The organism is Shewanella sp. SM87 (assembly GCF_025653705.1).
Classification (GTDB): Bacteria; Pseudomonadota; Gammaproteobacteria; order Enterobacterales; family Shewanellaceae; genus Shewanella; species Shewanella oncorhynchi.
This window is the reverse complement of sequence record NZ_JAKKSC010000012.1, coordinates 49381-73348: the sequence shown is the minus strand read 5'-3', so window position 1 is coordinate 73348 and position 23968 is coordinate 49381. Positions and strand designations below refer to the sequence as shown.

Genomic DNA, 23968 nt, shown 5'->3' with positions numbered 1-23968 from the left:
TGATGGCTGTCGATGATTATCGATTTAGTTTCGAGAGACAAGAATCGCGGCTAAGGTGATAAATACACCGCCGCTGGTTCTGTCAAACCAATGCAGCTTGTTGCTCGCCTTTAGGCTGGGCGCAAGTACATTGGCCATGCAGGCATAAACCATCACAAAGCTAAAATCCACCACGGCCCAAGTGACTGCAAGAATGGTCAGTTGCGGTAATTGCGGCGCGGCAAGATTGATAAATTGCGGAAATAACGCGGCAAAAAACAGTAAATCCTTCGGATTACTGATCCCCACTAGAAACGCCTGCTTATAAAGCTGCCAAGGCGTACCTTTGCCCTCTGACGGGCTAACTTCAAGGGCTTGAGCTTGGTTTTTCGTCAATAACAGCTTAATACCTAAAAATACTAAATAGGCCGCGCCGCACCATTTGAGCAGGGTAAAACCGTATTCTGAGGCGCTAATAATCGCCCCCAGTCCTGCCGCTGACGCCATCATTAAGATTAAAGCGGCGCTAACACTGCCAAGGCCTGTGGCTATGCTGCGCATCTTGCCGAAGTGGATCCCATGGGACATAGACAACATAGCGATAGGACCGGGTGAAATCCCAATCAATACAATGGCAAAGAGATAGAGTAACCAAGTTTCGGGTTGCATATTTGCTGCTCTAAATGGAATAAATGTTAATGTTTAGCACTCGCGATAAAATCAGGGATCACCTTGGGATGACGGCCTTTAATGGTGCGATAGAAGCTCAAAATCTCTTGCATGTCGGTCACGATATCGTCACTGGGTTGCAGTGGTGTGCGGATAACGACAGTGCGGCGGCTAAAATCTAAGCCAACGGGTGTAATGGGTACTTGGGCCTTGCTGGCGATATGATAAAAGCCGCACTTCCAGCGCGTCACTGGGCCGCGGGTGCCTTCTGGCGCTAGCGCTAACTTGTAATCGGATTTTGACTCAAACAGCTGCACGGCGGCATCGACTAAGTTGTTATTCTTGCGCCGATCCACCGGACTGCCGCCAATGGCGCGGAAAAACCAGCCCCAAGGCGGGATAAAGAGTTGGTGTTTGCCGAGAAAGTGAATGCGGATACCTAGGGCGGCACGGGCTAAAATGCCGACAATGAAGTCCCAGTTACTAGTGTGCGGCGCAACTATGATGATGTATTTAGCACAGTCGGGCAGTTGGCCTTCTATCTGCCAGCCTGAAGTTTTAAGTAGCCAACGGCAAAGTGGTGTAAACATAGTTCGGTGCCCAGAGTCGAAAAATTAATAATATCATCAGCTTTTTTAGATTTTAAACTGGCTTAAACAAGATAGTCTGTACTGAATTCGGTATAGTACAGTTTAACCTGATTGATTGTGGGGGAATGATACTATGTTGAAAAATGGACTATTAAACAAGGTTATCTGGCAGCGTGTTTTTGCGGCGCTGTTACTCTTGCTGACTTGTCATGTTAATGCGGTGCCGACGGATGAAATTACGCAGATGCTTAAAGGCCAAGAAGACGCCTGGAATCGCGGCGATCTCGATGCTTATATGCAAGGCTATTGGAAGAGTGATCAACTGCGTTTTGTCTCTAATGGTAAGTTTCGTTTTGGCTGGGAAGAAACTCTCGCTGCCTATAAGAAAAATTATCCAAATAAAGAAGCGCTTGGTGAACTGAAGTTCACTATCAAAGAAATAAAAATGCTCAGTAATTACGCCGCTATGGTTGTTGGGCGCTGGGATTTACGGCGGATAAAAGATGCCCCAACGGGCGTGTTTACTCTGTTGATTGAAAAAATCGACGATCGTTGGGTGATCACTATGGACCACAGTTCAGACTAAACCGTGTCCTTTACACTCAGTGCTGCACAGCAGTTCAAATTAGATTTGCGATAATAAACAGTCTGGTTTGGTGGGCGGCTCGGCGGGCAGAGTTAAATGGAAATCCTGCTGTCCAAGCTGTCTACCTTTGCCATCGTATCTCACTTCGGTGAAATGCATACCGCCCTCAGCATCTTCAAGCAGAATGCTGGTGGAGCGGGTGCCATAGTCGGGGTGACGAATATAAATCGCAGCTAAACGCCGTTCCCACTCGATCCCGACTCCCGTATTCGGCAGCTCATTATCTTGCGGCTGGGAATCGTCTTTCATTAGTTGTAACAGTACTTGCACTTCTATACTGCTGGACTGGCTGATTGCCGCTTCTAATGCCTGCTGTCCCTTCGCCATTTTCGGCCAAATATCATCGAGTGCACCATTGCTAATGGCATGAAATCCATCGGCAAGTTTTACTGTGTCTTTATTGATACTGTTAAAACAATATAAGTCTGTACCTTGGCCGAAGATGAGATTGAACGGCTGATAATTGTCGCTATGTTCAACGAGCCAATTAGGGCACACGAGCGATCCTGAGTTGAGCGTCATAGTAATCAGCTCGCCACGACTCCGCATGGCTTCAGGGTTCTTTTGCGGAACGCGCAGATTGGTTACGCCTGCGATTTGTCCTTGTCTATTGATGCCAAACCAAGTGCCACCGGCCTGCAGATCTTTACCCGCGAGTATGTTTTCTTCCGGCGGCCAAAAATGCGCTGGCACAGTTGGTCTATGATGAAACTCATCGCGGTTGGCACAGATGATTAAGGGATACTTAGGATGGGCATTAATGGCGACAAAGAGTATGCACATAGCAGGCTAAATTAATCCAAAGGTAGATTAACTTAGCCTGTCTGCTCACAAATGAACAGCGTTAGTGGTGCGAGTGCTTATCCGTTTTTGCGTGTTCATGTGCATGTTTATCAGCACTAGGTGTCACAACAGATTTCTGCTCGTCTGTGTGCGAAGCGCTAGATTCATGAGTATGTGTATTCTCGTGGGAATGGCTATGGGCGTGGCTGTGCGAATGACTATGCGCATGAGCTACCGGTTTGCTGAGCATTAAGCGGCGTAAAAATTTACGTGGACCTAAGCGCAGTAAGCTGGCAGCAAACAACCCTGAGAGGATCAGTAGTGCAATTAAGTTCACGACTTCAGGCAAGGTAAATAAGGAGAACCATAGTGGTAAGCGTAAGGCTGCGGCTAAACTCAGCGCAATAATACTCAGTAATATCGCCCTTTGCGTCCATGTCATTAACTTAAGCTGAGCTATGTTGAGCACAGGTGCTGCAATCAGCGGCATCATAATCGCGATAGGATTCCAACCACTATAAGCCAGTGCAAGAGCGAGTACGGCGGCGCCTAAGTTGCAGAAACGCATTGGTAAAAATACAAGCAATAGCACAACAACCTGTAGCAATGGATTGCTTAAGGGCATTGAAGGGTGGCCAATTAAATTCACTAATACTAGGCTAAGTAAAATCCAAGGTGCGCTGCGATCGACTAAATGAGCAAAGCCGAAACGCAGTGAATTGCTGGGTAATTTAGTGTGTGGATCGGTAATGGTGACGTTAGCATGGCTTAAATATGCACTCAGAATAAACACTACAAGCAATTGGAATAACGCTAACCAAGGGCCGAGAAGTAGAGCTGTGATCACTAAGGCTTCAGGCCCTGCTAAGCGTTGGAACCAGCGACGGGCTAAACTGCCATCCTGCGGCGTCAAACCTAATTTAAAGCGCAGCGCAGCCGCACCATAGCTTAGCAGCAACACGGGTGCGAGCTTTAATAGCCAAGTCATTAATTGCTCTGTGCTGTGATCATGGTGGGCATGTTCGTGGCCGCCTGAATCCATTAATAGCAATATCACGAGTAAACCGATGCCGAGCAAACTACCTATGCCAGCTTGGTATTCATATTTGCCTTGCGTATCACTTTCATGCTGACCATGGGGTTGATGTAGTACCACATGCAGAATTGTGCCAGTAATAAAGGCTTGTAAGTAGACAGTGTCATCGATATTTAAATAAGGAAGTAGTTGCTCACCGGCGAAATAGCCTATGCCTGTAAATAGCATCTGGGCTGCAAAGATCATGAGTGTCCAACGTGTTCCGAGATGGGGTTTAAGTATCCACCATACTGCAAAACCGACGGGTAATTGGTGGAGTATGACACCAAGAGCTAGCAGAATGGAGTTATCGTCTTGCTGCGCCAAAACCATAGCGGTGCCATCGGTGATGGTATGCAGTAATAAGCCACCAATACCCAAGAAAAGCGTAAAATTATGGGTGACTTCTGAATAACGGTGAAATAGGCGTTCGCTGGCGGTAGGCCCCCAGATGCCGAGGAGTACAAAGATGATCGCAAGCATGCCACCATGCTCGAGTAATTCTGGCAAGATGTGGATCAGCACTAATCCGCCTAATGAGACGAATATAAAACCATCGAGACCCTTTTGTAAGCCACTACTCGATGAGAAGTAGCGATAAAACAGAGGGCCAATTAAGAGTGCGATACAGCTAGCAAGAAGATAGAGCATGGATTCCACGGAAAATTTGCTGAAAAAACGCCATAGTATACCAGCTGTAAAGCAAAGTGAGCAGTGACTTGCAGGCAATTTACTCAACTGACATTTTATACTGTGTTTTGAAGGGGAGAATTTTATTCACTTTGGCCATTCTGCGGAGAAATTTTCAGATCTAACTCGAGAAAAGGTACTATACCCAAGCTACCTGAAGATACGAGTTTCAGAGCGCCTAGGGTGCTTCAATTCAAGGCGCATCAATGACAGAATGTCGGCCACCTTTTGAATTGTTGCAACACGGAAGTGGAGCTCCCTAGGCGCTCCGTTCCGGCGGGTTGTAACGTACTTTATGCCGTGTTGGTTATTTTTAACTTAGCCCACTAGGTCCGCAAATAACCGCCTTGCCTAAAGTGCGTTACATTCCCGCTGAATCCTGCATCTTCAGGTTGTTTGGGTATATAATATCGGCTTATGTTGGCTTGGGTGTTGATACGTTAAATGGATATATTTTCTGCTGCGGTAATGTTGTTTCTGATCATGGACCCTTTGGGGAATTTGCCGATTTTCGCATCGATTCTGCGACATATCGATCCCAAGAAACGTCGTAAGGTACTGATCCGCGAGTTACTTTTCGCCTTAGTGATCATGCTGTCTTTCCTTTATGCGGGTGAAGCAATTTTAAGTTTCTTAAATCTTCGTTCCGAATCTGTGAGTATTGCAGGCGGTATTATTCTGTTTTTGATCGCGATTAAGATGATTTTCCCCCAACCCGGTGGTGTCGTTGGATTAGCCGCGGGAGAAGAGCCTTTTATCGTGCCTATGGCTATTCCCTTGATGGCGGGCCCATCGATTCTTGCAGCCTTGATTTTACTGGCGCATACCGATAGCTCACGTATGGGCGATTGGACCATAGCGTTAGTGTCAGCTTGGGGGGCGAGTGCGGTGATCTTAATGTTTTATAAACTTTTCACCCGTGTGCTGGGGGAAAAGGGGCTCACAGCAGTCGAGCGTTTGATGGGTATGGTGCTGGTCATGATCTCAGTGCAAATGTTCCTCGACGGTATTTCAAACTATCTGAAAACCGCTGGCTAACTTTATCTAGTTTGATCAAAACGAAACCGTATTAACGTTGTTAATGCGGTTTTTTTATGGCTGAGATTTGGCTTGGAATTGAGTCAGCACAGAGGTTTGCTGAATATTTGCTGACAAAAGTGCAAATCTTACCTGCGAACAGGTGTATCAAGTTGTTACTGAGGTGCAGTGCTGCTAATGTCGAAAACTCTGTCTCTATCACTTGAAGACGGATAAACCCTGAGTAGGTTACTAATTAAAGGCAATTTGTCTTAATACAAAGAGACACTAGTCTTAATAAATAGAATGGCGTAAACGGCGTTAGCTGTTACAGAAGGATGTTAAAAATGCGAAGTACAAAAGGCGTAACAGCGTTTGGACTGATGTTGGCATTGATTAGCGGCGCGAGTATTGCCGCTCCGAATCATACGCCTGCAGATGCGGGTGTGATTAATAAAGATCGAATTTTATATTGGTTGATTAAGCGTGGCGAAGTGGCCGCCGATGCCAGTGATAGCGTAAAGCAGGAGGCGATAGAAGCTTATATTCATCGCGCCACTTTGGCACAACCCAAAGCGCCGCGCATCGAAGTTGAAGCTGAACATGCGCGTCTACAAAGAGCTAAGTCATCGCAAATGATGCGCTCATCCGCACAGCGTTTACAGGCCGATGCGGATGTAAAGAAAACCGTAAAAGTGCTCACGGTATTAGTGGATTTTGCTGATCTAAAACATGATAACAATGGCTTAAAAGCGGGGGATACAGACATGTATTACCCGAGTTATCCTGCGTCCCACTACAAGGAATTACTCTTTTCGCCTACGGGCTTCAAAGGTCCACAGGGGCAGACGTTAGATTCGGGGTATCAATATTATCAAGCGGTTTCTGGGCAAACCTTCTCCTTTACTGGGGATGTGAAGGGCTGGTATACCGCCTCGCAAAATGCTGAATACTATGGTGTTAATGATCCAGATACCCGTAGTGATTCACAGGTCGAACAATTGGTAAAAGAAGCCGTATCTCAAGCTGTTGCAAATATGTCTGCAGCTGAGTTGGCGAGTTATGATGTTGAAGACCAAAATGATTTGAACAATAACGGTAATTACGATGAGCCCGATGGCATTATCGACCATGTGATGATTTTCCACTCTAGCGTAGGCGAAGAGGTCGGCGGCGGAAAACTAGGATCGAGTGCGATATGGTCGCATCGATATTATGTCGACCAAGCAACCAATGGTTATGCGCTTCCTGGTACGAACAAAAAAGTATTCGGTTATACAATCCAGCCTATCGATGCGGCAACGGGCGTGTGTACCCACGAGTTTGGCCATGATCTAGGTCTGCCTGATGAGTACGATACCTCTGAAAATGATAAGAAAGACGGCTCGCCTGTGGGGCTATGGTCTTTAATGTCTGGTGGTAGTTGGGCTGGTGCTATTCCTGGCGCTCAGCCGAGTGGTTTTAGTCCTTATGCTCGATCTTATCTACAGAAAAGATACAAAGGTAAGTGGTTGAATGAACGTGAAATCACCTTAGATAGCATTCCCAAATCAGGCATGGAAGTGACGTTGAATGAGGCGGTTAATCATCAGGCGGTTAATCAGATCTCTATTCCGCTCCCTCTTGTGTTAATTCCTTTTAAAACACCTTATCAGGGCAGTTATCAGTACTATTCTGGCCAAGGAAATATGCTGAATAACAGCATGAATTTTAATGTTAATTTACCTGCCGTAACCACAGATAAACTGATTCTGAGTATGAAGGCTAGTTGGAGTATTGAGCCTAACTATGACTACATGCAGGTGAAAGTGGATGGTGTGGCCATTGCGGGTAATTACACTAAGTCGAACAATGCAATGAATAGTGCTCGTCATATCATCACTGGTGAATCGTCTGCGCTTGCTCAGGCGGAAGGTCGCGATGCTTGGGTAACATTAGAATATGATTTATCAGCATATTCTGGAAAATCTGTTGCTGTCGAAATCAACTATGTCACTGATGATTATACCTCTGAGTCAGGGATCGCTATTGATAACATCAGCATTAAACAAAATACCACTGAGTTATATAGTGATAACGCTGAAGTCGCGGATAAAATGACGTTTTACGGCTATAGCCGGATTAAGGATTCTCGTCCGGATCCCAAATCTCAGTCTCGTTATATTATCCAGCTGCGTAGCCATAATGGTGTCGATGCGGGTTTGAAAGCAAAAAGCTTTGATCCCGGAGTTTTACTCTGGTTAGAAAATTTTAGCTACAGTGACAATAACGTTTCAGACCACGCTGGCCATGGCTTGATTGGCGTGATTGATGCTGACCAAAATATGATTGGCACTCGCTCTACCGACGTACAAATTCGTGATGCGGCCTTTAGTACAGTAAATCAAACCTTCTATTTGGAGGACAATCATCGCGATGCTGTCAGCCTGTTCGATGACAGTTTTGATTACAGCGCGCCACTACAGCCACAGTCAGGTATGGTGTTGCAGCAGCTAGGGTTGACAATGCAGGTACTATCTCAAGCCAGCAACAATAGTACTGCGGTTATTCGTCTTGCTAATGCGAACTCTGATGCTATAGCGCCGTTAACTGTCAGTTTTGGTAAGACAGTTAGTCAATTAGCGGTGAACTTCACCAGTAACGTTGATGGTGGTATGGGAGTATTAACCTACGCTTGGGATTTTGGTGATGGCACGACAAGCACTGTCACGGCGCCAACCCATACCTATGCGAAGGCGGGCACTTATACTGTGAAGCTTACAGTGACAGATGCGCAAAATACTAAGGCGATTAGCAGTTCGACGGTAACGGTTGTTGCACCTGTTACGCCTCCAGTAACTCCGCCGGCCAGTGAGAGTTCAGGTGGCGGCAGCTTAGGTTGGTTAAGCCTTGCTTTCCTTAGCTTATTGACTTGGCGCCGCCAGTTAAATGTGCACTAAGTTGATTGTTTGAAACACGAACAAAAATGCCTCTGATCTAGAGGCATTTTTTATCTGTCTTGAGGCTAAATTCTGACTAAGCTTTGGATGAAGTCTAAAGTTTACAACTGACGGATAGCTTGCTCGGCCGCTGGCAGAAAGATTTCGCTGACGATCATTTCATGCTCACCGTGATGGAAATAGCGGCGGCGTCCCCAGAGTGCATGTTCGACACTTTGATCTAAACTTTCAGCTAAGTGGGCAAGGCGACTACAGGTTTCGAAACTGGCAACTTCGATTCTACCGGGGATGAAGTTATCTTGGCTAAACAGTAATTCACCTAAGGGGCGAGTACCCAAACTAAGGAAATCCATTTTGCGCTCGGCCATTAATTTTTCAGGGATTAAGGTTCTGGCAAATACCCAAGGTATCGAGTCGAGGCAAAGCAAGACTTCACGGATCCATACAGCACCTTGCTGGGGATATTCGCCCTCTAAGGGAGCATGCAGTCCTTCGCCTAGTACCTTTACTTCAAATTGAGCGCAGCAAGTTTTGAGTTTTTGCGTTAGGCTGCCAGTGGCAAGCAACCATTCTTTCAAGGGCGATTTGGGGAGTTTGTCGGCTAGATCGGCTGAAAACCACTGAATAGATTCACCATAGGGAAAGCTTAAGCTAGTCACATTCATTAAATACTCGTTACAATATAAACAAACGTCGGCAGTCTAGCATGTCGCGACGCGAGCATATATACCCAAGCTACTTCCAGATACGGATACTGCATCTTCAGGTTGTTTGGCTATATAGATTGGGAAGTTTCTTCCATTACCATTATTGTTTTAGGGAGCCGTAAGTCGCTATGAAAAAATTACTCTCAGTCTGTCTTATCCTGTTTACAAGTGTTTTCAGTGTTTATGCGGCCGATGAAAAAGAAGCTGCACCTGCAGCAGCAACCCCACCTACGGGTGAGTATGCCTACTATGGTTTCGAACCCGAAATTGTCACTAACTACATTTCTAATCGCAAGAAATTGGGTTTTGTGAAGATTAGCGTTGAGTTAATGGTAAAGAGTCCAGATGATCTAGTGACAATTGAGCTCCATAATCCATTATTGCGAGCCGCAATTGTTGAAGTGTTAGGCAATCAATCGGAAGAGAAGATTAAATCACTCACGGGTCGTGAAGAGATTCGTCGAGAGTGCTTTGAAATGGTCAACAATTTGATCACCAAAGAAGCTGGCAAACCCTTGATCGTAAACTTATTGTTTACCTCTTATCTGTACGATTAATTTACTGCCCCATTCCATGGGCTGACTTAGATCGGCCCACTGCGTTACAAGAGCTATTATGTCAAAACCTGCCGTTAAACCCGTCCAATTAGTGACTGCGAAACGCCTAACGAGTACAGCCAACATTGGTCATGCAAAAACTAAAGCACCAAAGCAGGCTAGAACTGAGGTGAAAGGCAAAGTGAAGTCGGTCAAAAACAGGCCTAGTGCTGAGATCAAAAAAGCTTTGCATCCTCGAAATGTACACTTGAACGGCTATGATTTTCCGGCGCTGATGAGTTCATTCCCTAAGCTAAAAGCCTTTGTTCGACCCACGCCTTATGGGGCTTTATCGGTCGATTTTGCCGATCCGTTAGCAGTTAAAATCCTTAATGCGGCGCTACTGAAACACCATTATGGGATTGAATCTTGGGATATTCCTGATGGAGCGTTATGTCCTCCTATTCCCGGTCGAGTCGATTATTTACATTATTTAGCAGACCTTCTAGCCGAAGGCGATGATGTATTTGCTTTGGATAAAACTAGGGTATTAGATATCGGCACTGGCGCAAACGGTATTTATCCCATATTGGGTTGCCAAGTATACGGTTGGCAATTTGTCGCCTCGGATATTAATGCCCATTCACTCAGTAATGTGCAGAGTATTATTGAGCAAAACCCAGTGCTGCAAGGGCAGATAGGTTTACGATTACAGCCAAATGACAAGGCGGTCTTCAAGGGAATCATTCAAGCCGGAGAATGTTTTGCGTTAACCCTGTGCAATCCGCCATTTCATGCCTCTATGGCTGAGGCGAGCGAAGGTACAAAGCGTAAGGTGAATAATCTGCAGCTCAATCGGGGTGGCTTGGTAAAGGCTGCGCCTAAGCTGAATTTCGGCGGTCAAGCGGCTGAGCTTTGGTGCCAAGGCGGTGAACGACAGTTTCTAGCGACTATGATCCGTGAGAGCCAAATATTTGCAGATCAATGCTTATGGTTTACCAGTCTAGTGTCGAAGAAGGAAAACCTGAAACCTTGTTATCAAGCCTTAGCGCAGTTGAAAGTCGATACTGTGAAAACGATTGAGATGCAGCAGGGTAATAAAATTACGCGGGTTTTAGCGTGGAGCTTCCAGTCAGCAGCTAAGCGCAAAATCTGGCGCGGTGAACACTTAGCCCGTTAAGACTGTTGGGTATGACCCAATTAAGTACAGCTAACAAAACAGGCGCTAATGGCGCCTGTTTTTATTAAAAGTAAAAATAGCCACAGTTACTGTGGCTTTTCTTCCTTATGATCGCGACGGAATAACGCCCACTCTTCAATTGCTTCACCGCTGGGTAAGGTGCAGATCCCATGTTCACCTTCAGCGGTTTTCTCAATTGTTAAGTTGCCGCCAATGGAGACACAATACTCAGAGGCGGGATTGGCTATTTTTGCTTGTTCAGTATCACTGCATCCGACTAATACCAGACTCGCCAGAAGTGGAGCAGTAACAAGCAGGAATTGGATTTTCATAGACACTCCTTGGTGAGTTATTTTCGCCCTAAAATCCGCAGGATCCGTAGGAACAAGTTGATGATATCCATATACAAAGCGGCGGCGCTATCGATGGCATTATCTATGGTTTTAGGGATTTGATTCGCTCGTCCCCAGTCATAACCAATATAACCGCAGAAAATCAGCACGACTATCCAATCTAAAATGCCGTGGTGAGTATTAAAGATAAACACTTCAATCAGTTCGACGACGATAACGAGCAATAAAGCAATCGTGAGTGCGCCGGAAATTTTTTGGAAAAAGGCGGGGAAGAGTGTGCCTAAACACATCATGGCTATGGTCACTAGCCCTGTGATACGAATGGCTTCAGTCACCAATTCGGGATCGTATTGACTGACCACCATATTGATAATTAAGCCGAAGGGCACGACCACAAAGTTGTAGCCAATAAAACTGACAACGGGGTTAGTCGATTTTTGGAACAGATAAATCCCAAAGAAACAGGAGGCGAAATAGCCGATAAAGAAAATCCAAGGATTAACACTGGCAATCGCCTCTGGGTCGATATTGGTGACCATCCAATAGTTAACGGCAAAACCCCAAATTAGCGTGAGGCCGATAACGAGGTTGTAAATACCTGCACCAACTATGGGGTCGTCTGTGGTCATGCGGTCAAATACACTGTTTTCCGAATCCATATGTTTTCCTTGTGATTTCCTTATTTTAACGGGCCATTAAGCGTCATCAGTGTTGAGTTATATGACGGCAAATTAAGCGGTGGCAATTAAGCTAGTGTAAATAAAGCCGTTTTTCAAGCGAGAACAACCTAAGCCCCTTTAGTGCCACAAACACTGCAGCGGACTTGTTTTGGTAACTTCATCTCGCGAAACTCCATCGTCATCGCATCTATCATCAAAATGCGTCCCGCTAAGGTTTTACCCATGCCAGTAATCACTTTGATAGCTTCAACCGCCTGCAAACAACCTATCATGCCGACGACAGGGGCTAGGATACCCGATTCAACGCAGCTCAGTTGTTGCTCGCCAAATAGGGCGCTAAAGCAATGATAACAAGGCGTTTCGCTGTGATAATCGAACACAGTGACCATGCCTTCCATCCGAATTGCCGCGGCAGACACTAAGGGTACTTTATACTTAAAACAACTGAGATTAAGTTGCTCGCGCACACTGACATTATCGGTACAGTCGAGCACTAGGCCGTGATCGGCGACTAGGGCGTCAATCTCATAATCATCTAATACGGCATTGATAATATTGATCTTAATAAAGGGATTGAGCTGGCTGAGGCTCTGTTTAGCCGATTCGACTTTAGGCTGGCCGACATTGGCATCTTGATGAAGCACTTGGCGCTGCAAGTTGGATAATTCAACTGTATCAAAATCGACCAGTGTCAGTTCACCAATACCCGCAACTGTCAGGTACTGGCTGGCGGCACAGCCCAAACCGCCAGCGCCTATCATCAGCACTTTGGCTTGTTTTAAGCGTTCTTGACCGTCGATATCCATAGCCTTGATGGATATTTGGCGGCTGTATCTTAAGAGTTCGCTGTCGCTGAGAATATCTTTTGGCACATTCATTGGGATTTTCCTAGCAAAGCACGCTGTTAAATGGCTCGACAGTCACTTGGGTGCCAGCGGGAGTATCACCTTGGAATTGCTCCAATAAAACGAAACAGTTTGCTAAGCTCATCGAAGTCAACATGCCAGAACCTTGGCTACCAGTAATGGCAACTTCAAGTTTACCTTGTGCATTACGGCTTAAAATGCCACGTTGATATTCGACGCGGCCCGGTTGTTTACGCACGGGCGTGGTGAGCGTAGCGTCTAACATCAAAGGTGCAACTGGGGTTAACCCCTGCATCTTGTTCAGTATTGGCCAAACGAGTTTGTAAAACGTCACCATAGAAGACACGGGATTCCCCGGTAAACCACAGAATATCGCTTTGCCGATACGGCCCATGGCGAAGGGCTTGCCTGGTTTGATGGCGAGTTTCCAGAAGGTAATTTTGCCTTCCTCATCAAGAATTTGTTTAGTGAAATCCGCTTCACCGACCGACACGCCACCCGAGGTTAATACCATGTCGGCTTGGCTGGCAGCATGGCGAAATGCCTGACGTATGGCTTCAGGATCATCGGCAATCACGCCTAAATCGAGCCATTCCACGTTAGCGCGGCTGAGTAAACCTTGGATCGAGTAACGGTTTGAATCGTAAATTTGTCCTAGGGCTAATTCGCTGCCAACGGGACGCAGTTCATCGCCAGTGGAGAAAAAGGCCACTTTAAGCTGACGATAAACTCGCACTTGGCTAACGCCAATCGTGGCCAACACTCCGAGTTCGGCGGCACCAATTTGAATGCCAGCACTGAGCACTTTAGTGCCTTGGGTGAGTTCTTCACCGCGGCAACGCACATTGGCGCCTTGCGCCCTAGGGTGGCGGATATGAATAATCTCTCCTTCAACCTCGGCTTCTTCCTGCATTTGCACTGTGTCATAACCTGTAGGCACAGGCGCGCCTGTCATGATCCGCACGCAGGTATTAGGTTTGGCTTCACCTTTAAAACCATGGCCAGCGAAGGAACTGCCGATAAGGCGCAATGCGGTCTGATTGGTTTGCGTATTTAAGTCGACAAAACGGAAGGCGTAGCCGTCCATAGAGGAGTTGTTAAAGGGCGGCAGGTCGATGCAGGAAGCTAAATCTTCTGCTAGGACGCGGCCAAGGGCATGGGGAAGCAATACGACTTCGGTGTCTGACACTGGGCTAACTTGCTCGAGCAAAAGGGGAATAGCTTGATCTGGATGCATTAAGCTAGGTTGCGAACAAGGATCGGCTGTTACGGACATTAGGGTCTGCCTTATATGCAATGGGTCGTAATGACGCTGAATGAATTTCCACCTGATTATGACTGGCTATTATGCCACGGTGATCTGGGATGGCTATGATTTGCATGTGAGTTTCTGTGATAGGCCAGTCAGTTTTTTCTGCCACTTTGGGCGATAACCTCGCTAGAAGTCACACAATTTACTGCGCTAATTCGAGGGTTGAACGCGAGTCGATGAACAAATGAAAATCATTTTTATCAATGAATCATTAACTTAGCAAGAAATCCAAAGGTAAATTTTGTTGCTTTTGTCGACCCCCTTGATGACAATGTCCCCCATGATTCAGTTCGAATGCAAAAGAGGATTTACTATGCTGTCTGCAACTATGATCGAAAAGTTGAATGAACAAATTAATATGGAGTTCTTCTCCTCAAATTTATACCTGCAAATGAGTGCGTGGTGTGAAGATCAGGGATTTGAAGGCGCAGCTAAGTTTATGCGTGAGCACGCGGATGAAGAAATGGGCCATATGCGCCGTCTGTTCACGTATGTGAGTGAAACCGGTGGCTTACCTTTGTTAGGTGCGATTGCGGCGCCACAGTCACAGTTCGATTCTTTACTGGCGTTGTTTGAATTAACCTATGAGCATGAGCAGCTGATTACCCGTCAGATCAATGCCTTGGCCCATGCCGCATTTTCGAATCAAGATTACTCAACCTTTAATTTCTTACAATGGTATGTCGCTGAGCAGCATGAAGAAGAAAAGTTGTTTAAGTCGATTGTCGATAAGATACGTTTAGTGGGCGAAGATGGTAAGGCACTGTTCTTTATCGATAAAGATTTAGCTAAGCTAGCCTCTAAGGGTGGCGAAAGCATAATGAACGGTCAAAGCCAAACACAGGCTTAAGCCCGTTTTATTTGCCACAAAAAAGCAGCCTAGGCTGCTTTTTTGCTCTTTATCGTTTTATTTTTTATAAGCTTAGATATTCACGCATTTATCTTGATAGCCATCATTCAACAGTGCTGTGTGCTTGATGCGTAGCAAGGGAGTGATCTCGTTGAAGGGGAGCGGTTTGGAGATCAAATACCCTTGAGCGAAGTGACAACCTAAATCTCGTAGGAAGTGCCACTGTGCTTCGGTTTCTATGCCTTCAGCAACTAACTCCATTTCTAGGCTTTGCCCCATCATGACAATCGCTTTGACTAAGTTGGCGTTCGAGTTATTTTCGAGGGCATTTTCCACAAAGCTGCGGTCGATTTTAATCACTGAAATCGGGAATTTTTTCAGATAACTCAGGGAAGAATAACCCGTACCAAAGTCATCGATATAGATTTGCGAGCCTAAATGACGAATAGACTCGAGCGTGCTCAAGCAATGGCTGGCATCGCCCATCAGCATGCTTTCAGTGATCTCAATATGCACATTTCGTGGGTTAACGTGGTGGCGGTTGAAGCACTCTTGCAACACTTGGTCGAACCCCATACCGCGTGTATTGATACATTGGCGGCTGGAAACATTAATCGCGACATTGATATTTAAGCCACTTTTCTGCCATTGCCTCAGGTCATGCATGGCTTGGTTGAGCACCCATTCGCCCATAGGCTCTATCAGTCCGGTTTCTTCGGCTAATGGGATAAATTGATCCGGCGGGATCAACCCAAGCTCGGGATCTTGCCAGCGGATAAGGGCTTCGACGCTGCAGACACTTCCGGTTTGCATATCCACGATAGGTTGATAATGCAGGGCAAATTCATTTTGTGCCACGGCACGGCGTAGACGTTGTTCTAACTCCATCCGGGCGAACATGGCTTGATTCATACCCGCGGTGAAGTATTTAAAATTGTTCCGTCCCGCATCTTTGGCTTGATACATGGCGGTTTCGGTATTGCGGGTGAGTGAGCCGGTATCTAACCCATCTTCGGGATAGACGCCAATACCAAAGCTGGCCGAAATCTGGATCTCGCGGTCATTTAAGTTAAATGGCATACCTAAGGTTTCAATGATTCGGGTTGCCATGTGTTCGATGGCGAGTTCGTTAGTCAGTCGTGGCAAGATAAGCACAAACTCGTCGCCACCGATACGTGCGATAAAATCGGTTTTCCCCGCAATGCCTTCTAAGCGCTTTGCGACATCTTTAAGTAATAAGTCGCCAGTGGCATGGCCTTGTACATCATTGATATATTTGAATTGATCCAAATCAATCAGCAAGATAGCCAGCTTGCGAGAGTCATGCTGCGCCACATGGATTTCGTGCTGCAGTCGTTCATTGAACAGCTTACGATTAGGCAGCCCAGTTAACCCATCGAAGTTGGCCTGATACCAAAGATCCTGCTCATATTGCTTACGCTTACTGATATCCATTAATAAACCAATATGTTGGATTATTTTACCTTGCTCATTTCGCACCACAGTGATCGCTAGATACTCGGGATATACTTGGCCATCTTTGCGTTTATTCCAAACTTCACCCTCCCATTTCCCTTCTTTTTGTAGTGACTCCCACATGGCGGTGTAAAAGTGCTTAGGATGACGGCTAGAGCTGAGTAGGGAGGGACTGCGGCCTTTCACCTCTTCCAATGTATAGCCAGTAATATTGCAGAAAGCCGGATTGACCAGTTCGATATGGTTGTCGGCATCAGTCACCACTATGCCTTCGGCAGAATAGTCAAACACAGCTGCAGCGCGGCTTAGGGCATGGTTCGCTTTTTGCCGTTCGCTAATCATACGGTTCATGGCACGGGCCATGCGGGCGAGTTCATCTGTGCCTGAGACTTGGATATTAATATTGAGCTGTGGATCTGCTGCCATTTGCTGCATGTCATTGGCAATCTTAGTGATCTTATCCATAAAATTGCGGATTATCTTTCGTCCAAGCCAAAGTGTGATGGTCGCGGTGAACAAAGCCGAGAACAAGTATAAGCCGAGTAAGATTAAGGTGTGGTTTTGTTGATATTCGCTCTGCTGCGCCATGTTCTTGGTGATATTTTGCGCCAGCAAATGTAGTTGATTGATACGCTGAGTGGTGAGATCCCACCACTCCTGGCTATCAATTGGATGTGGCGGCATTAATAGTTGGCTCATCGCTTGGCTTAATTTGTCCTCGCTGGCAGGGACTTGCGCGATGGCTTTGATCTCCGTCATCGGCAAACCTTGCTGCTTCAGTTGCTGCAACTTGACCATGCTGAACTGGTATTGATCTATGCTGTCCTCAATGGTTTTCAGCGCTGCTTTAAATTCGGGTAGAAAGCGGGTCTCATGACTGAGTTCATCCAAATTAAGCTGAATCGTCGCAAGTGCGGTATTAAATTTTTTCAGTGAAAGCTCATCGCCCTTTAGTAGATAGTTCTCGAAACTATCCATTAAGCCACCGTAACCTAAGTAAGCATTAATATTTTGTGCCAGAGCACTAATGCGAGTTTGTTGTTCAATTTGTTTGCTGATTTGCAGAATGCGTTGATTTTCTGGCGAATCTTGTAGGTTTTGCAGCAAGGACTTTCTTTCGGAAATTGATGCATTACTTGCGTGCATCACGGCTCGATCATATTCATACATGAAGGAGATTATGGTGCGGTAATCATTAATATTGAGTGACTTGCTGCTCAGTAATTGATTGATGGCACTTCGTTCTTTTACGGCCAACTCCTGCACCATAAGCAGGTTCAAGAGATCGGTATAGGCGCGGGATTGGTTGATTTCATTGGTTTGTAACTGCAATAACTGGATGAGCTGCAAAAGCTGAGTGTGGAATTGATTATAGAGATCTGTAAACTGGCTCATTGTACCGTTAGCATGGTTTTGGTGGACGTTAGCGAGTTTGTGGCCTGTGAGTTTGAGCGCATCTAACAATGCGTTCATTTTGTTTGCTTCAATACTTTTAGGGTCGAGCGCCTCCAGAAGATGCTCTAAAGGCTCGCTGTTCAGTAATGCATCGAGTGCTTTTGACCTAGTCGCTTGTTGCTGTAATAGCACTTCATCGGTTGGTCGCTGATTTGTACTTAGACCATATTCGTTTTGCAACTGATAGAGTAGCTCAGTGATTTGTGCCGTCGTTTGTACCGCAAGATGACTGTGCTTGGCCGAGTGTGATTCCTTTATTAAGTCATGCATGCGCGTCAGAATGAAAAAGCTCATCATTAATAATGGGACTAACGAAAACAGAATGAGCTTTTGCTTCAAACTGAGATGGTGTAGCGCTGACGGCATTAAAGATCACTCCACTCGTTCGCCTAGGCAGAAAAAGAAAATTCAACGTAATAACGTTGAATCCGAGTTACAAATAGGACTAGGCACAGGGTGAGGATATTTAACATAGGCAGCCAGCTACCGCGACCTTTAGTTTATGGATATCTAATCTAGGTCACGAAATTAAGCAAATTGTTATATATCATGCTAAGAGACTATTTTTATTAACCTATTTTGCACCTATCAAACAAGCATTTGCTTTGTCTGTGATGTGAAGCAGTATTTCATCATTCGAAAGAATGACTTGTTTAACTTTACCTTTTATCGTTTTTTTAGTGCATTAGGTGGAACGCGATTGTTAACGGTAAATCTACTTAAATAAAAAGGACGTTTGCCGCAGCGAAACGTCCTTCTATTTAAATCAATGCCCTAGATTCAGGCGATTGGCGCGTTATCTAGCCGACATTGGCCAGCAATGATTTGCGATAAACGACAATATCTTCAATCGTTAACACGGGTATATTGTGCTGAGTTCCGAAGGCAATAATTTCGGGCAAACGCGCCATAGTGCCATCGGTGTTAGTGACTTCACACAATACGCCAGCGGCTTTTAAACCCGCGAGTTGCATTAAATCAATAGTGCCTTCAGTGTGACCACGGCGGGTCAACACCCCACCCGGTTGGGCGCGAAGTGGATACACATGGCCAGGACGAGCGAGATCACTTGGCTTAGCGCCATCGGCAATCGCCGCTTTAATGGTGGTCACGCGGTCTGCAGCAGAAACGCCAGTCGTCACACCGACTTTAGCTTCAATACTCACAGTAAACGCCGTGCCGTATTGGCTCGAGTTGTTTTCCACCATAGGGGGCAACTCGAGGGCTTTGACTTTTGCATCGGGTAAACACAGGCAAACAATACCGCTACATTCACGGATGAGCATGGCCATTTGAGCGTTAGTCAGCGTCTCGGCAGCGAAAATTAAATCGCCTTCGTTTTCTCTATCTTCGTCATCGACAACTAACACACCTTGGCCTTGACGCAGGGCATTAAGACCCGCTTCAACGCGTTCGATAGCAGTACCAAAAGGAGCAAGTAAAGACTGATTCATGGTTAATATCCTTAAATAAACGACATTGGAATATCCAGAATCAGGGCGTGCAGAAATACAACGTAATCAAACCAAAAGGCTCGATTTTGCTGTAGCAATATCACTTCACTTGGTGTGAAGTTATTGCAAAACATGAGGCTAACACTGAGATACACAAGCGCGTTGCACTGAGATACCACAATGTTGTCTTACATTCTCTTCCATCCGGACTCAGCACTGTCGCCATTAAAGCAAAACAGTCCATTACCGTCGGCTCTGGAATAGTCAGTTTTGCACTAGGCAAAATCTAAGGCACCAGATCTGCTGACCCCGAAAGTGATTTCGGGCGCTCGCGGGCTTTGGGTGTCGCTCAGCAAAATAATCACTTAGTCGTTACCCATTTACCGCCGGTGGGGAGTTTCACCCCGCCCTGAGAATTTGCTTTTGAGCCATTTGCGCTCAAAAACGCGGTTATGTTGCTCTTATTTACCGCGAATGGCAACTTCTCGCGTTCAATGTTTGCGCTAGTGCACACCTGACCACTATCATACTGAACACATAAGCTAATTGACTTGCCGTCGCATTCTTCGACGGTCGTTATGGACGTCACAAGGACGTATAAATGCGCTCTCTGCTACTCACTTTAGGTATTGTTATGCTGTTATCCGCTTGTTCGACCTCCAAAGGGCAAGTACCTGCCCCGGTTGCTGAAAAAATTCCCCATGTGATGACTTTACATGGCGTAACGCGTACCGATGATTACTATTGGCTGCGTGATGATGAGCGCAAAGATCCTAAAGTGTTGGCCCATCTCAACGCTGAGAATCTCTATACCGCTGCTTATTTCAAGCCATTAAAGCCATTGCAAGATGGTCTTTATAAAGAGTTAACCGAGCGTTTAGTCGCCGATGAGTCGAGCGTGCCGTACCAATGGCATCAGCACAGCTATTATCACAGATACCAAGAGGGCAGCGAATATCCGCTGATCAGCCGTAAGGGCGCCGATGGTGTTGAGCAAGTGATGCTCGACGTTAACGAGCGAGCTAAGGGCCATGAGTTTTATGGTTTAGGTGGCGCGAGTGTGAGCCCAGATGAAACCATGTTGGCCTTTGGCGAAGACGTCCTCAGCCGCCGTGTATATCACATCTATTTTAAAGATTTGGCTTCGGGCGACATGATCACCGACGTGCTTGAAAATACCGAAGGTCGTGTAGTGTGGGCGAACGACAACAAGCATGTGTTCTATATCGCCAAAGATCTAAAAACCTTGCTGGGCTATCAAGTGTATCGCCACGAGCTGGGCACTAAGCAATCGAGCGATGTCTTAGTGTATGAAGAACAAGACGATTCATTTTATATTTCACTTGGTAAAACCTTAGATGAGTCGCAAATTGTGTTGTTCCAAGAAAGCACCACGACGAGTGAAGTGTCTATTCTCGATGCCAGCGAGCCTTTAGGTTTATTCAAGCCAGTATTAGCGCGGGAAGAAGGTCACGAATACAGTGTGTCTAAGCTGGGTGATACTTATTACATTCTCACCAACTGGCAGGCGACTAACTTCCGTTTGATGAAAGTCGCCATTAAAGATGCGGCGGATAAATCTAAGTGGCAAGAAGTGGTTGCGCATAATTCCAATGCCCGTATCGAAGATGAGTTAGTGCTCAAGGATTATCTGATTATTCAGACCCGTGAAAACGGCCTGACGCGGATTAAAGTGATGCCGCTCAATGGTCAAAAGCCCTTCGAGTTGAGCTTTGATGAGCCTGCTTATGTGATGGGTTTAGAGATTAATTCCCAGCAAGACAGCAATAAGTTACGCATATTTTACTCCAGCCTAACGACGCCAGAAGCTGTATACGAATATTCGCTGGTGAATCCCGATAGACGTGATTTATTAAAACAAGATCAAGTCTTAGGCGGCTTCGATGCCGGCCAGTATCGTGCAGAACGGATATTTGTAACGGCCCGCGACGGTGCGAAAGTGCCCGTCTCTTTGGTATATCGCAAAGATAAATTCAAGAAAGATGGCACTAACCCTCTGTATCAATACGGTTATGGATCTTACGGTTACACAGTAGAACCCGATTTTTCTTCATCCGTTATCAGTTTGCTTGACCGCGGTTTTGTGTATGCCATTGCCCATGTGCGCGGCTCAGAAATGCTAGGTCGCCCTTGGTATGACAATGGTAAGTTGTTGAATAAGCAGAATACCTTCAATGATTTTATTGACGTAACAACGGCATTAACGGCGCAAGGTTATGGCGACAAAAACAAGGTTGTTGCCTCTGGCGGCAGCGCGGGTGGTTTGCTAATGGGCGCGATTGCTAATCAAGCGCCGGATAAGTATTTCGCCCTTGCAGCTCATGTGCCTTTTGTTGATGTGGTGACGACTATGCTGGACGAGTCGATTCCGTTGACGACCAATGAGTACGACGAGTGGGGCAATCCGAACGAGAAAACTTACTTTGATTACATGTTGAGTTACTCGCCCTACGACAATGTCACCGAGCAAGAATACCCACACATGTTAGTGACGACAGGCTTACATGATTCCCAAGTGCAGTATTTTGAACCCGCCAAGTGGGTCGCTAAACTGCGCGATGTACAGAATAAGTGGTACAAGATGGACGATAAGGTGTTGTTATTCAATGTGGATATGGAAGCTGGCCACGGCGGTAAGAGTGGCCGTTATCGCCAGTACCAAGACACAGCCCAAGAATATGCGTTCTTCTTGAGTCTATTAGGTATGGCGAAGTAGGTTATTCGCAAGTGACTGAATCAGCCGTCAGCCTAGGCAATACTGACAGAGGCGCTTTACAGCAACATGAGTCACTGGTGGCAGACACACTTGTCCCAGTGACTAGCGCTGTCGCAACCAAAAATGTTGTTACAGAAGCTTCGCTGAATCCCGTACCATTAAATCCTGCACCATCGAAGCCTACACCCATAAAATCAGCACCCCTCTGGTATTTGTATCTAGTTCGCTGCGCCAACGGGCATTTATACACAGGCGTCACCACCGACGTAGCGCGACGCTTTAGCGAGCATCAGTCGGGTGGCATCAAATCCGCTAAGTATCTGCGCGGTAAAGGTCCGTTAACCCTGATGTATCAAGAGCAGGTTGGCAGTCACGGCGATGCACTGCGCCGTGAGATTGCAGTTAAAAAGCTGAGTCGCGCTCAAAAGCTGACGTTGATTGAGTCAGAGCGTGGATTAGTAGATCGTTAACACTGCATCATACTTGTTCTGTGACTAGTAATGATTAAGCACTGTCATTCCAGTGACTCGCCGTAGATATATCCCTATAGGCTCGACGACGGCATCCATTCCGTCAACGGTCACTTCCATGTCAGTGCTTAATCTGGCTAACTGCATAGTATCCTGTTACCTAGAGCATTCTCTTAAGCCTAATGTCAGACAGAACTATCTATCTTAGTTGGCATGATCCTATTGCAATATATGATAGGTTTGTAACTCGCACATGGGATATTCTGTCTGATAGATTGTTGTGTAAGGAAAGTGATAGAAATCTGATTAATTTATTTTGATACAAATAGTTAACGATGCACGCTTTCTCTGCTCTAATGAGGTAAGCGAGCATGCACACTATTCAAAGGTTATCTTAATGGAGGTCTTTTTTATATGCATGGCGTTTGCAAATTATGTAATCAAGAAGCGAAGCTTGAGTTGAGTCATTTTATTCCAAAATTTATAGGAAAGTGGCTTAAGAAGACTTCAATTACGGGTTATTTAAGAGATGGAAATCAAGTAAGTAAACGACAGCAAGATATAGCCAAAGAATATTGGTTATGTGGAGATTGCGAAGATTTATTTTCAACATGGGAAAGAACTTTTTCGGTTAAAATATTCCACCCTTATATGAAAAACTCGAGTTTAGTAGCAGTGTATGGAAATTGGTTGTCAAAATTTGCAGCCTCTTTGTCTTGGCGAACACTTACTTATGTTCGCAGCAAAAATAGCCATGAAACTAAACCGCAAGAATACCTAGAAATGTTGGAAAAAGCTGAAGAGTGGTTAGCCAACTTCTTACTTGGTAAATCTTCAAACTTATACGAATTTGAGCAACACATATTTCCTCTTGATGTTATTGAGTCAACAAATTTCGATAATCTTCCAACAAACATCAATCGGTATTTCCTTCGTGCTATTGCCATGGATATTGTGGGTAACTCACAAGGCACGTACATTTATACGAAGTTACCTTCGTTTATTGTTATAGGTGTAATTAAGTCAAAGCAATCGAAACAAATGCGATCTAGCCGTGTGGCTATTAGCGGTGGAACAATATCCCCAAGACAGTACGTCTTTCCTGACGGTTTTGATGGTTATATCAGGGATGCTGCAAATAAAATATCTGAACTATACGAGCAAATCCCAGAAGAACAGCTTGCAAAGATTGAAAATTATGTGATTGATAATGTGGATAAAGTGGTAGGTTCAAAACTGTTTGAAGCTATTGTCCATGATTATGAGAGGTTTGGTCGAAAGTCATTAAGATAATAAAGCATTTAAGAGTGATTCCTAAAGCTTGGTATTTTTAGTTCAAGGTTGGGGGCTAGTGGCAATGTTGCTCATACTTGAATGCAACATTATATGTGAAGTTTATCAAGGCATTCATTGTTCAATTTGGCCACAGGTATACTCAAAGGTTAATGAGATTAAGCACTGTCATGGAAGTAACCGTTGGCGGCATGGCCGCTCTTTCACATCC

21 protein-coding genes and 1 riboswitch are annotated in these 23968 nt (G+C 45.6%); of the genes, 9 read left to right on the top strand and 12 right to left on the bottom strand.

Annotation, left to right across the window (positions count from 1 at the left end; translation table 11 throughout):
• Positions 1 to 24: 24 nt before the first annotated feature.
• Both L5M11_RS11625 and L5M11_RS11620 read right to left on the bottom strand, forming a co-directional pair.
• Positions 25 to 648 (bottom strand): LysE family translocator, encoded by a 624-nt coding sequence (locus L5M11_RS11625; protein WP_263192141.1) that lies wholly within the window; start codon positions 646 to 648, stop codon positions 25 to 27.
• Between the two features lie 26 nt (positions 649 to 674).
• Positions 675 to 1238: a lysophospholipid acyltransferase family protein gene (locus L5M11_RS11620; protein WP_263147135.1), complete on the bottom strand. Its 564-nt coding sequence runs from the start codon at positions 1236 to 1238 to the stop codon at positions 675 to 677.
• A 133-nt stretch (positions 1239 to 1371) separates the two neighbouring features.
• On the opposite strand from L5M11_RS11620, the gene L5M11_RS11615 reads away from it, so the two are divergent.
• Positions 1372 to 1824: a YybH family protein gene (locus L5M11_RS11615; protein ID WP_105250965.1), complete on the top strand. Its 453-nt coding sequence runs from the start codon at positions 1372 to 1374 to the stop codon at positions 1822 to 1824.
• 39 nt (positions 1825 to 1863) lie between these two features.
• Here L5M11_RS11615 and L5M11_RS11610 read toward each other — a convergent pair whose 3' ends face one another.
• Positions 1864 to 2667 carry an NRDE family protein gene (locus L5M11_RS11610; RefSeq protein ID WP_263147131.1) on the bottom strand — a complete coding sequence of 268 codons (804 nt, stop codon included), beginning with the start codon at positions 2665 to 2667 and terminating at the stop codon, positions 1864 to 1866.
• A gap of 61 nt (positions 2668 to 2728) precedes the next feature.
• On the bottom strand, positions 2729 to 4393 hold the full coding sequence (locus L5M11_RS11605; RefSeq protein ID WP_263147276.1) for a metal transporter: 1665 nt from the start codon (positions 4391 to 4393) through the stop codon (positions 2729 to 2731).
• 483 nt (positions 4394 to 4876) lie between these two features.
• Between L5M11_RS11605 and L5M11_RS11600 the strand changes: the two genes are divergently transcribed.
• Both L5M11_RS11600 and L5M11_RS11595 read left to right on the top strand, forming a co-directional pair.
• Entirely contained in the window at positions 4877 to 5470 is a 594-nt protein-coding gene (locus L5M11_RS11600; protein ID WP_011848195.1) for a YhgN family NAAT transporter, read from the top strand.
• Between the two features lie 326 nt (positions 5471 to 5796).
• Entirely contained in the window at positions 5797 to 8388 is a 2592-nt protein-coding gene (locus L5M11_RS11595; RefSeq protein ID WP_263192140.1) for an immune inhibitor A domain-containing protein, read from the top strand.
• Between the two features lie 101 nt (positions 8389 to 8489).
• Here the strand turns inward: L5M11_RS11595 and L5M11_RS11590 are convergent, their stop codons facing one another.
• The gene (locus tag L5M11_RS11590; protein WP_212600815.1) at positions 8490 to 9053 is read right to left on the bottom strand and encodes a chorismate--pyruvate lyase family protein; all 564 of its coding nucleotides are present in this window, start codon (positions 9051 to 9053) and stop codon (positions 8490 to 8492) included.
• 170 nt (positions 9054 to 9223) lie between these two features.
• Here L5M11_RS11590 and L5M11_RS11585 point away from each other — a divergent pair, with 170 nt between their 5' ends.
• Both L5M11_RS11585 and rlmF read left to right on the top strand, forming a co-directional pair.
• Positions 9224 to 9652 carry a flagellar basal body-associated protein FliL gene (locus L5M11_RS11585; RefSeq protein ID WP_105250969.1) on the top strand — a complete coding sequence of 143 codons (429 nt, stop codon included), beginning with the start codon at positions 9224 to 9226 and terminating at the stop codon, positions 9650 to 9652.
• A gap of 58 nt (positions 9653 to 9710) precedes the next feature.
• A complete protein-coding gene (rlmF, locus tag L5M11_RS11580) occupies positions 9711 to 10811 on the top strand; it encodes a 23S rRNA (adenine(1618)-N(6))-methyltransferase RlmF (protein WP_263192139.1) in 1101 nt (366 codons plus the stop codon).
• Positions 10812 to 10897: 86 nt separating this feature from the next.
• Here rlmF and L5M11_RS11575 read toward each other — a convergent pair whose 3' ends face one another.
• From L5M11_RS11575 to glp, 4 genes are all read right to left on the bottom strand, one after another.
• Positions 10898 to 11143 carry a DUF333 domain-containing protein gene (locus L5M11_RS11575; protein WP_263192138.1) on the bottom strand — a complete coding sequence of 82 codons (246 nt, stop codon included), beginning with the start codon at positions 11141 to 11143 and terminating at the stop codon, positions 10898 to 10900.
• 17 nt (positions 11144 to 11160) lie between these two features.
• On the bottom strand, positions 11161 to 11823 hold the full coding sequence (locus L5M11_RS11570; protein WP_168826929.1) for a Bax inhibitor-1 family protein: 663 nt from the start codon (positions 11821 to 11823) through the stop codon (positions 11161 to 11163).
• A gap of 128 nt (positions 11824 to 11951) precedes the next feature.
• Positions 11952 to 12722, bottom strand: coding sequence for a molybdopterin-synthase adenylyltransferase MoeB (gene moeB / locus L5M11_RS11565; RefSeq protein ID WP_263192137.1), 771 nt, complete (start codon positions 12720 to 12722; stop codon positions 11952 to 11954).
• Positions 12723 to 12732: 10 nt separating this feature from the next.
• A complete protein-coding gene (gene glp, locus L5M11_RS11560) occupies positions 12733 to 13986 on the bottom strand; it encodes a gephyrin-like molybdotransferase Glp (protein ID WP_173242548.1) in 1254 nt (417 codons plus the stop codon).
• Between the two features lie 349 nt (positions 13987 to 14335).
• On the opposite strand from glp, the gene ftnA reads away from it, so the two are divergent.
• A complete protein-coding gene (ftnA, locus tag L5M11_RS11555; protein ID WP_263147114.1) occupies positions 14336 to 14872 on the top strand; it encodes a non-heme ferritin in 537 nt (178 codons plus the stop codon).
• 72 nt (positions 14873 to 14944) lie between these two features.
• On the opposite strand, the gene L5M11_RS11550 is transcribed toward ftnA, so the two are convergent.
• Complete coding sequence (locus L5M11_RS11550) at positions 14945 to 18169, bottom strand: EAL domain-containing protein (protein ID WP_263192136.1); 3225 nt, start codon at positions 18167 to 18169, stop codon at positions 14945 to 14947.
• A 434-nt stretch (positions 18170 to 18603) separates the two neighbouring features.
• Positions 18604 to 19257: a 3,4-dihydroxy-2-butanone-4-phosphate synthase gene (gene ribB, locus L5M11_RS11545; protein WP_113941272.1), complete on the bottom strand. Its 654-nt coding sequence runs from the start codon at positions 19255 to 19257 to the stop codon at positions 18604 to 18606.
• Positions 19258 to 19445: 188 nt separating this feature from the next.
• Positions 19446 to 19678: riboswitch (FMN riboswitch) on the bottom strand.
• Between the two features lie 180 nt (positions 19679 to 19858).
• On the opposite strand from ribB, the gene L5M11_RS11540 reads away from it, so the two are divergent.
• Positions 19859 to 21994, top strand: coding sequence for a S9 family peptidase (locus L5M11_RS11540; RefSeq protein WP_263164068.1), 2136 nt, complete (start codon positions 19859 to 19861; stop codon positions 21992 to 21994).
• An 11-nt stretch (positions 21995 to 22005) separates the two neighbouring features.
• Positions 22006 to 22464, top strand: coding sequence for a GIY-YIG nuclease family protein (locus L5M11_RS11535; RefSeq protein ID WP_263192135.1), 459 nt, complete (start codon positions 22006 to 22008; stop codon positions 22462 to 22464).
• A gap of 24 nt (positions 22465 to 22488) precedes the next feature.
• Here the strand turns inward: L5M11_RS11535 and L5M11_RS11530 are convergent, their stop codons facing one another.
• Complete coding sequence (locus L5M11_RS11530) at positions 22489 to 22611, bottom strand: hypothetical protein (protein WP_263187938.1); 123 nt, start codon at positions 22609 to 22611, stop codon at positions 22489 to 22491.
• 267 nt (positions 22612 to 22878) lie between these two features.
• Between L5M11_RS11530 and L5M11_RS11525 the strand changes: the two genes are divergently transcribed.
• Positions 22879 to 23757: a hypothetical protein gene (locus L5M11_RS11525; RefSeq protein WP_263192134.1), complete on the top strand. Its 879-nt coding sequence runs from the start codon at positions 22879 to 22881 to the stop codon at positions 23755 to 23757.
• Positions 23758 to 23968: the final 211 nt, after the last annotated feature.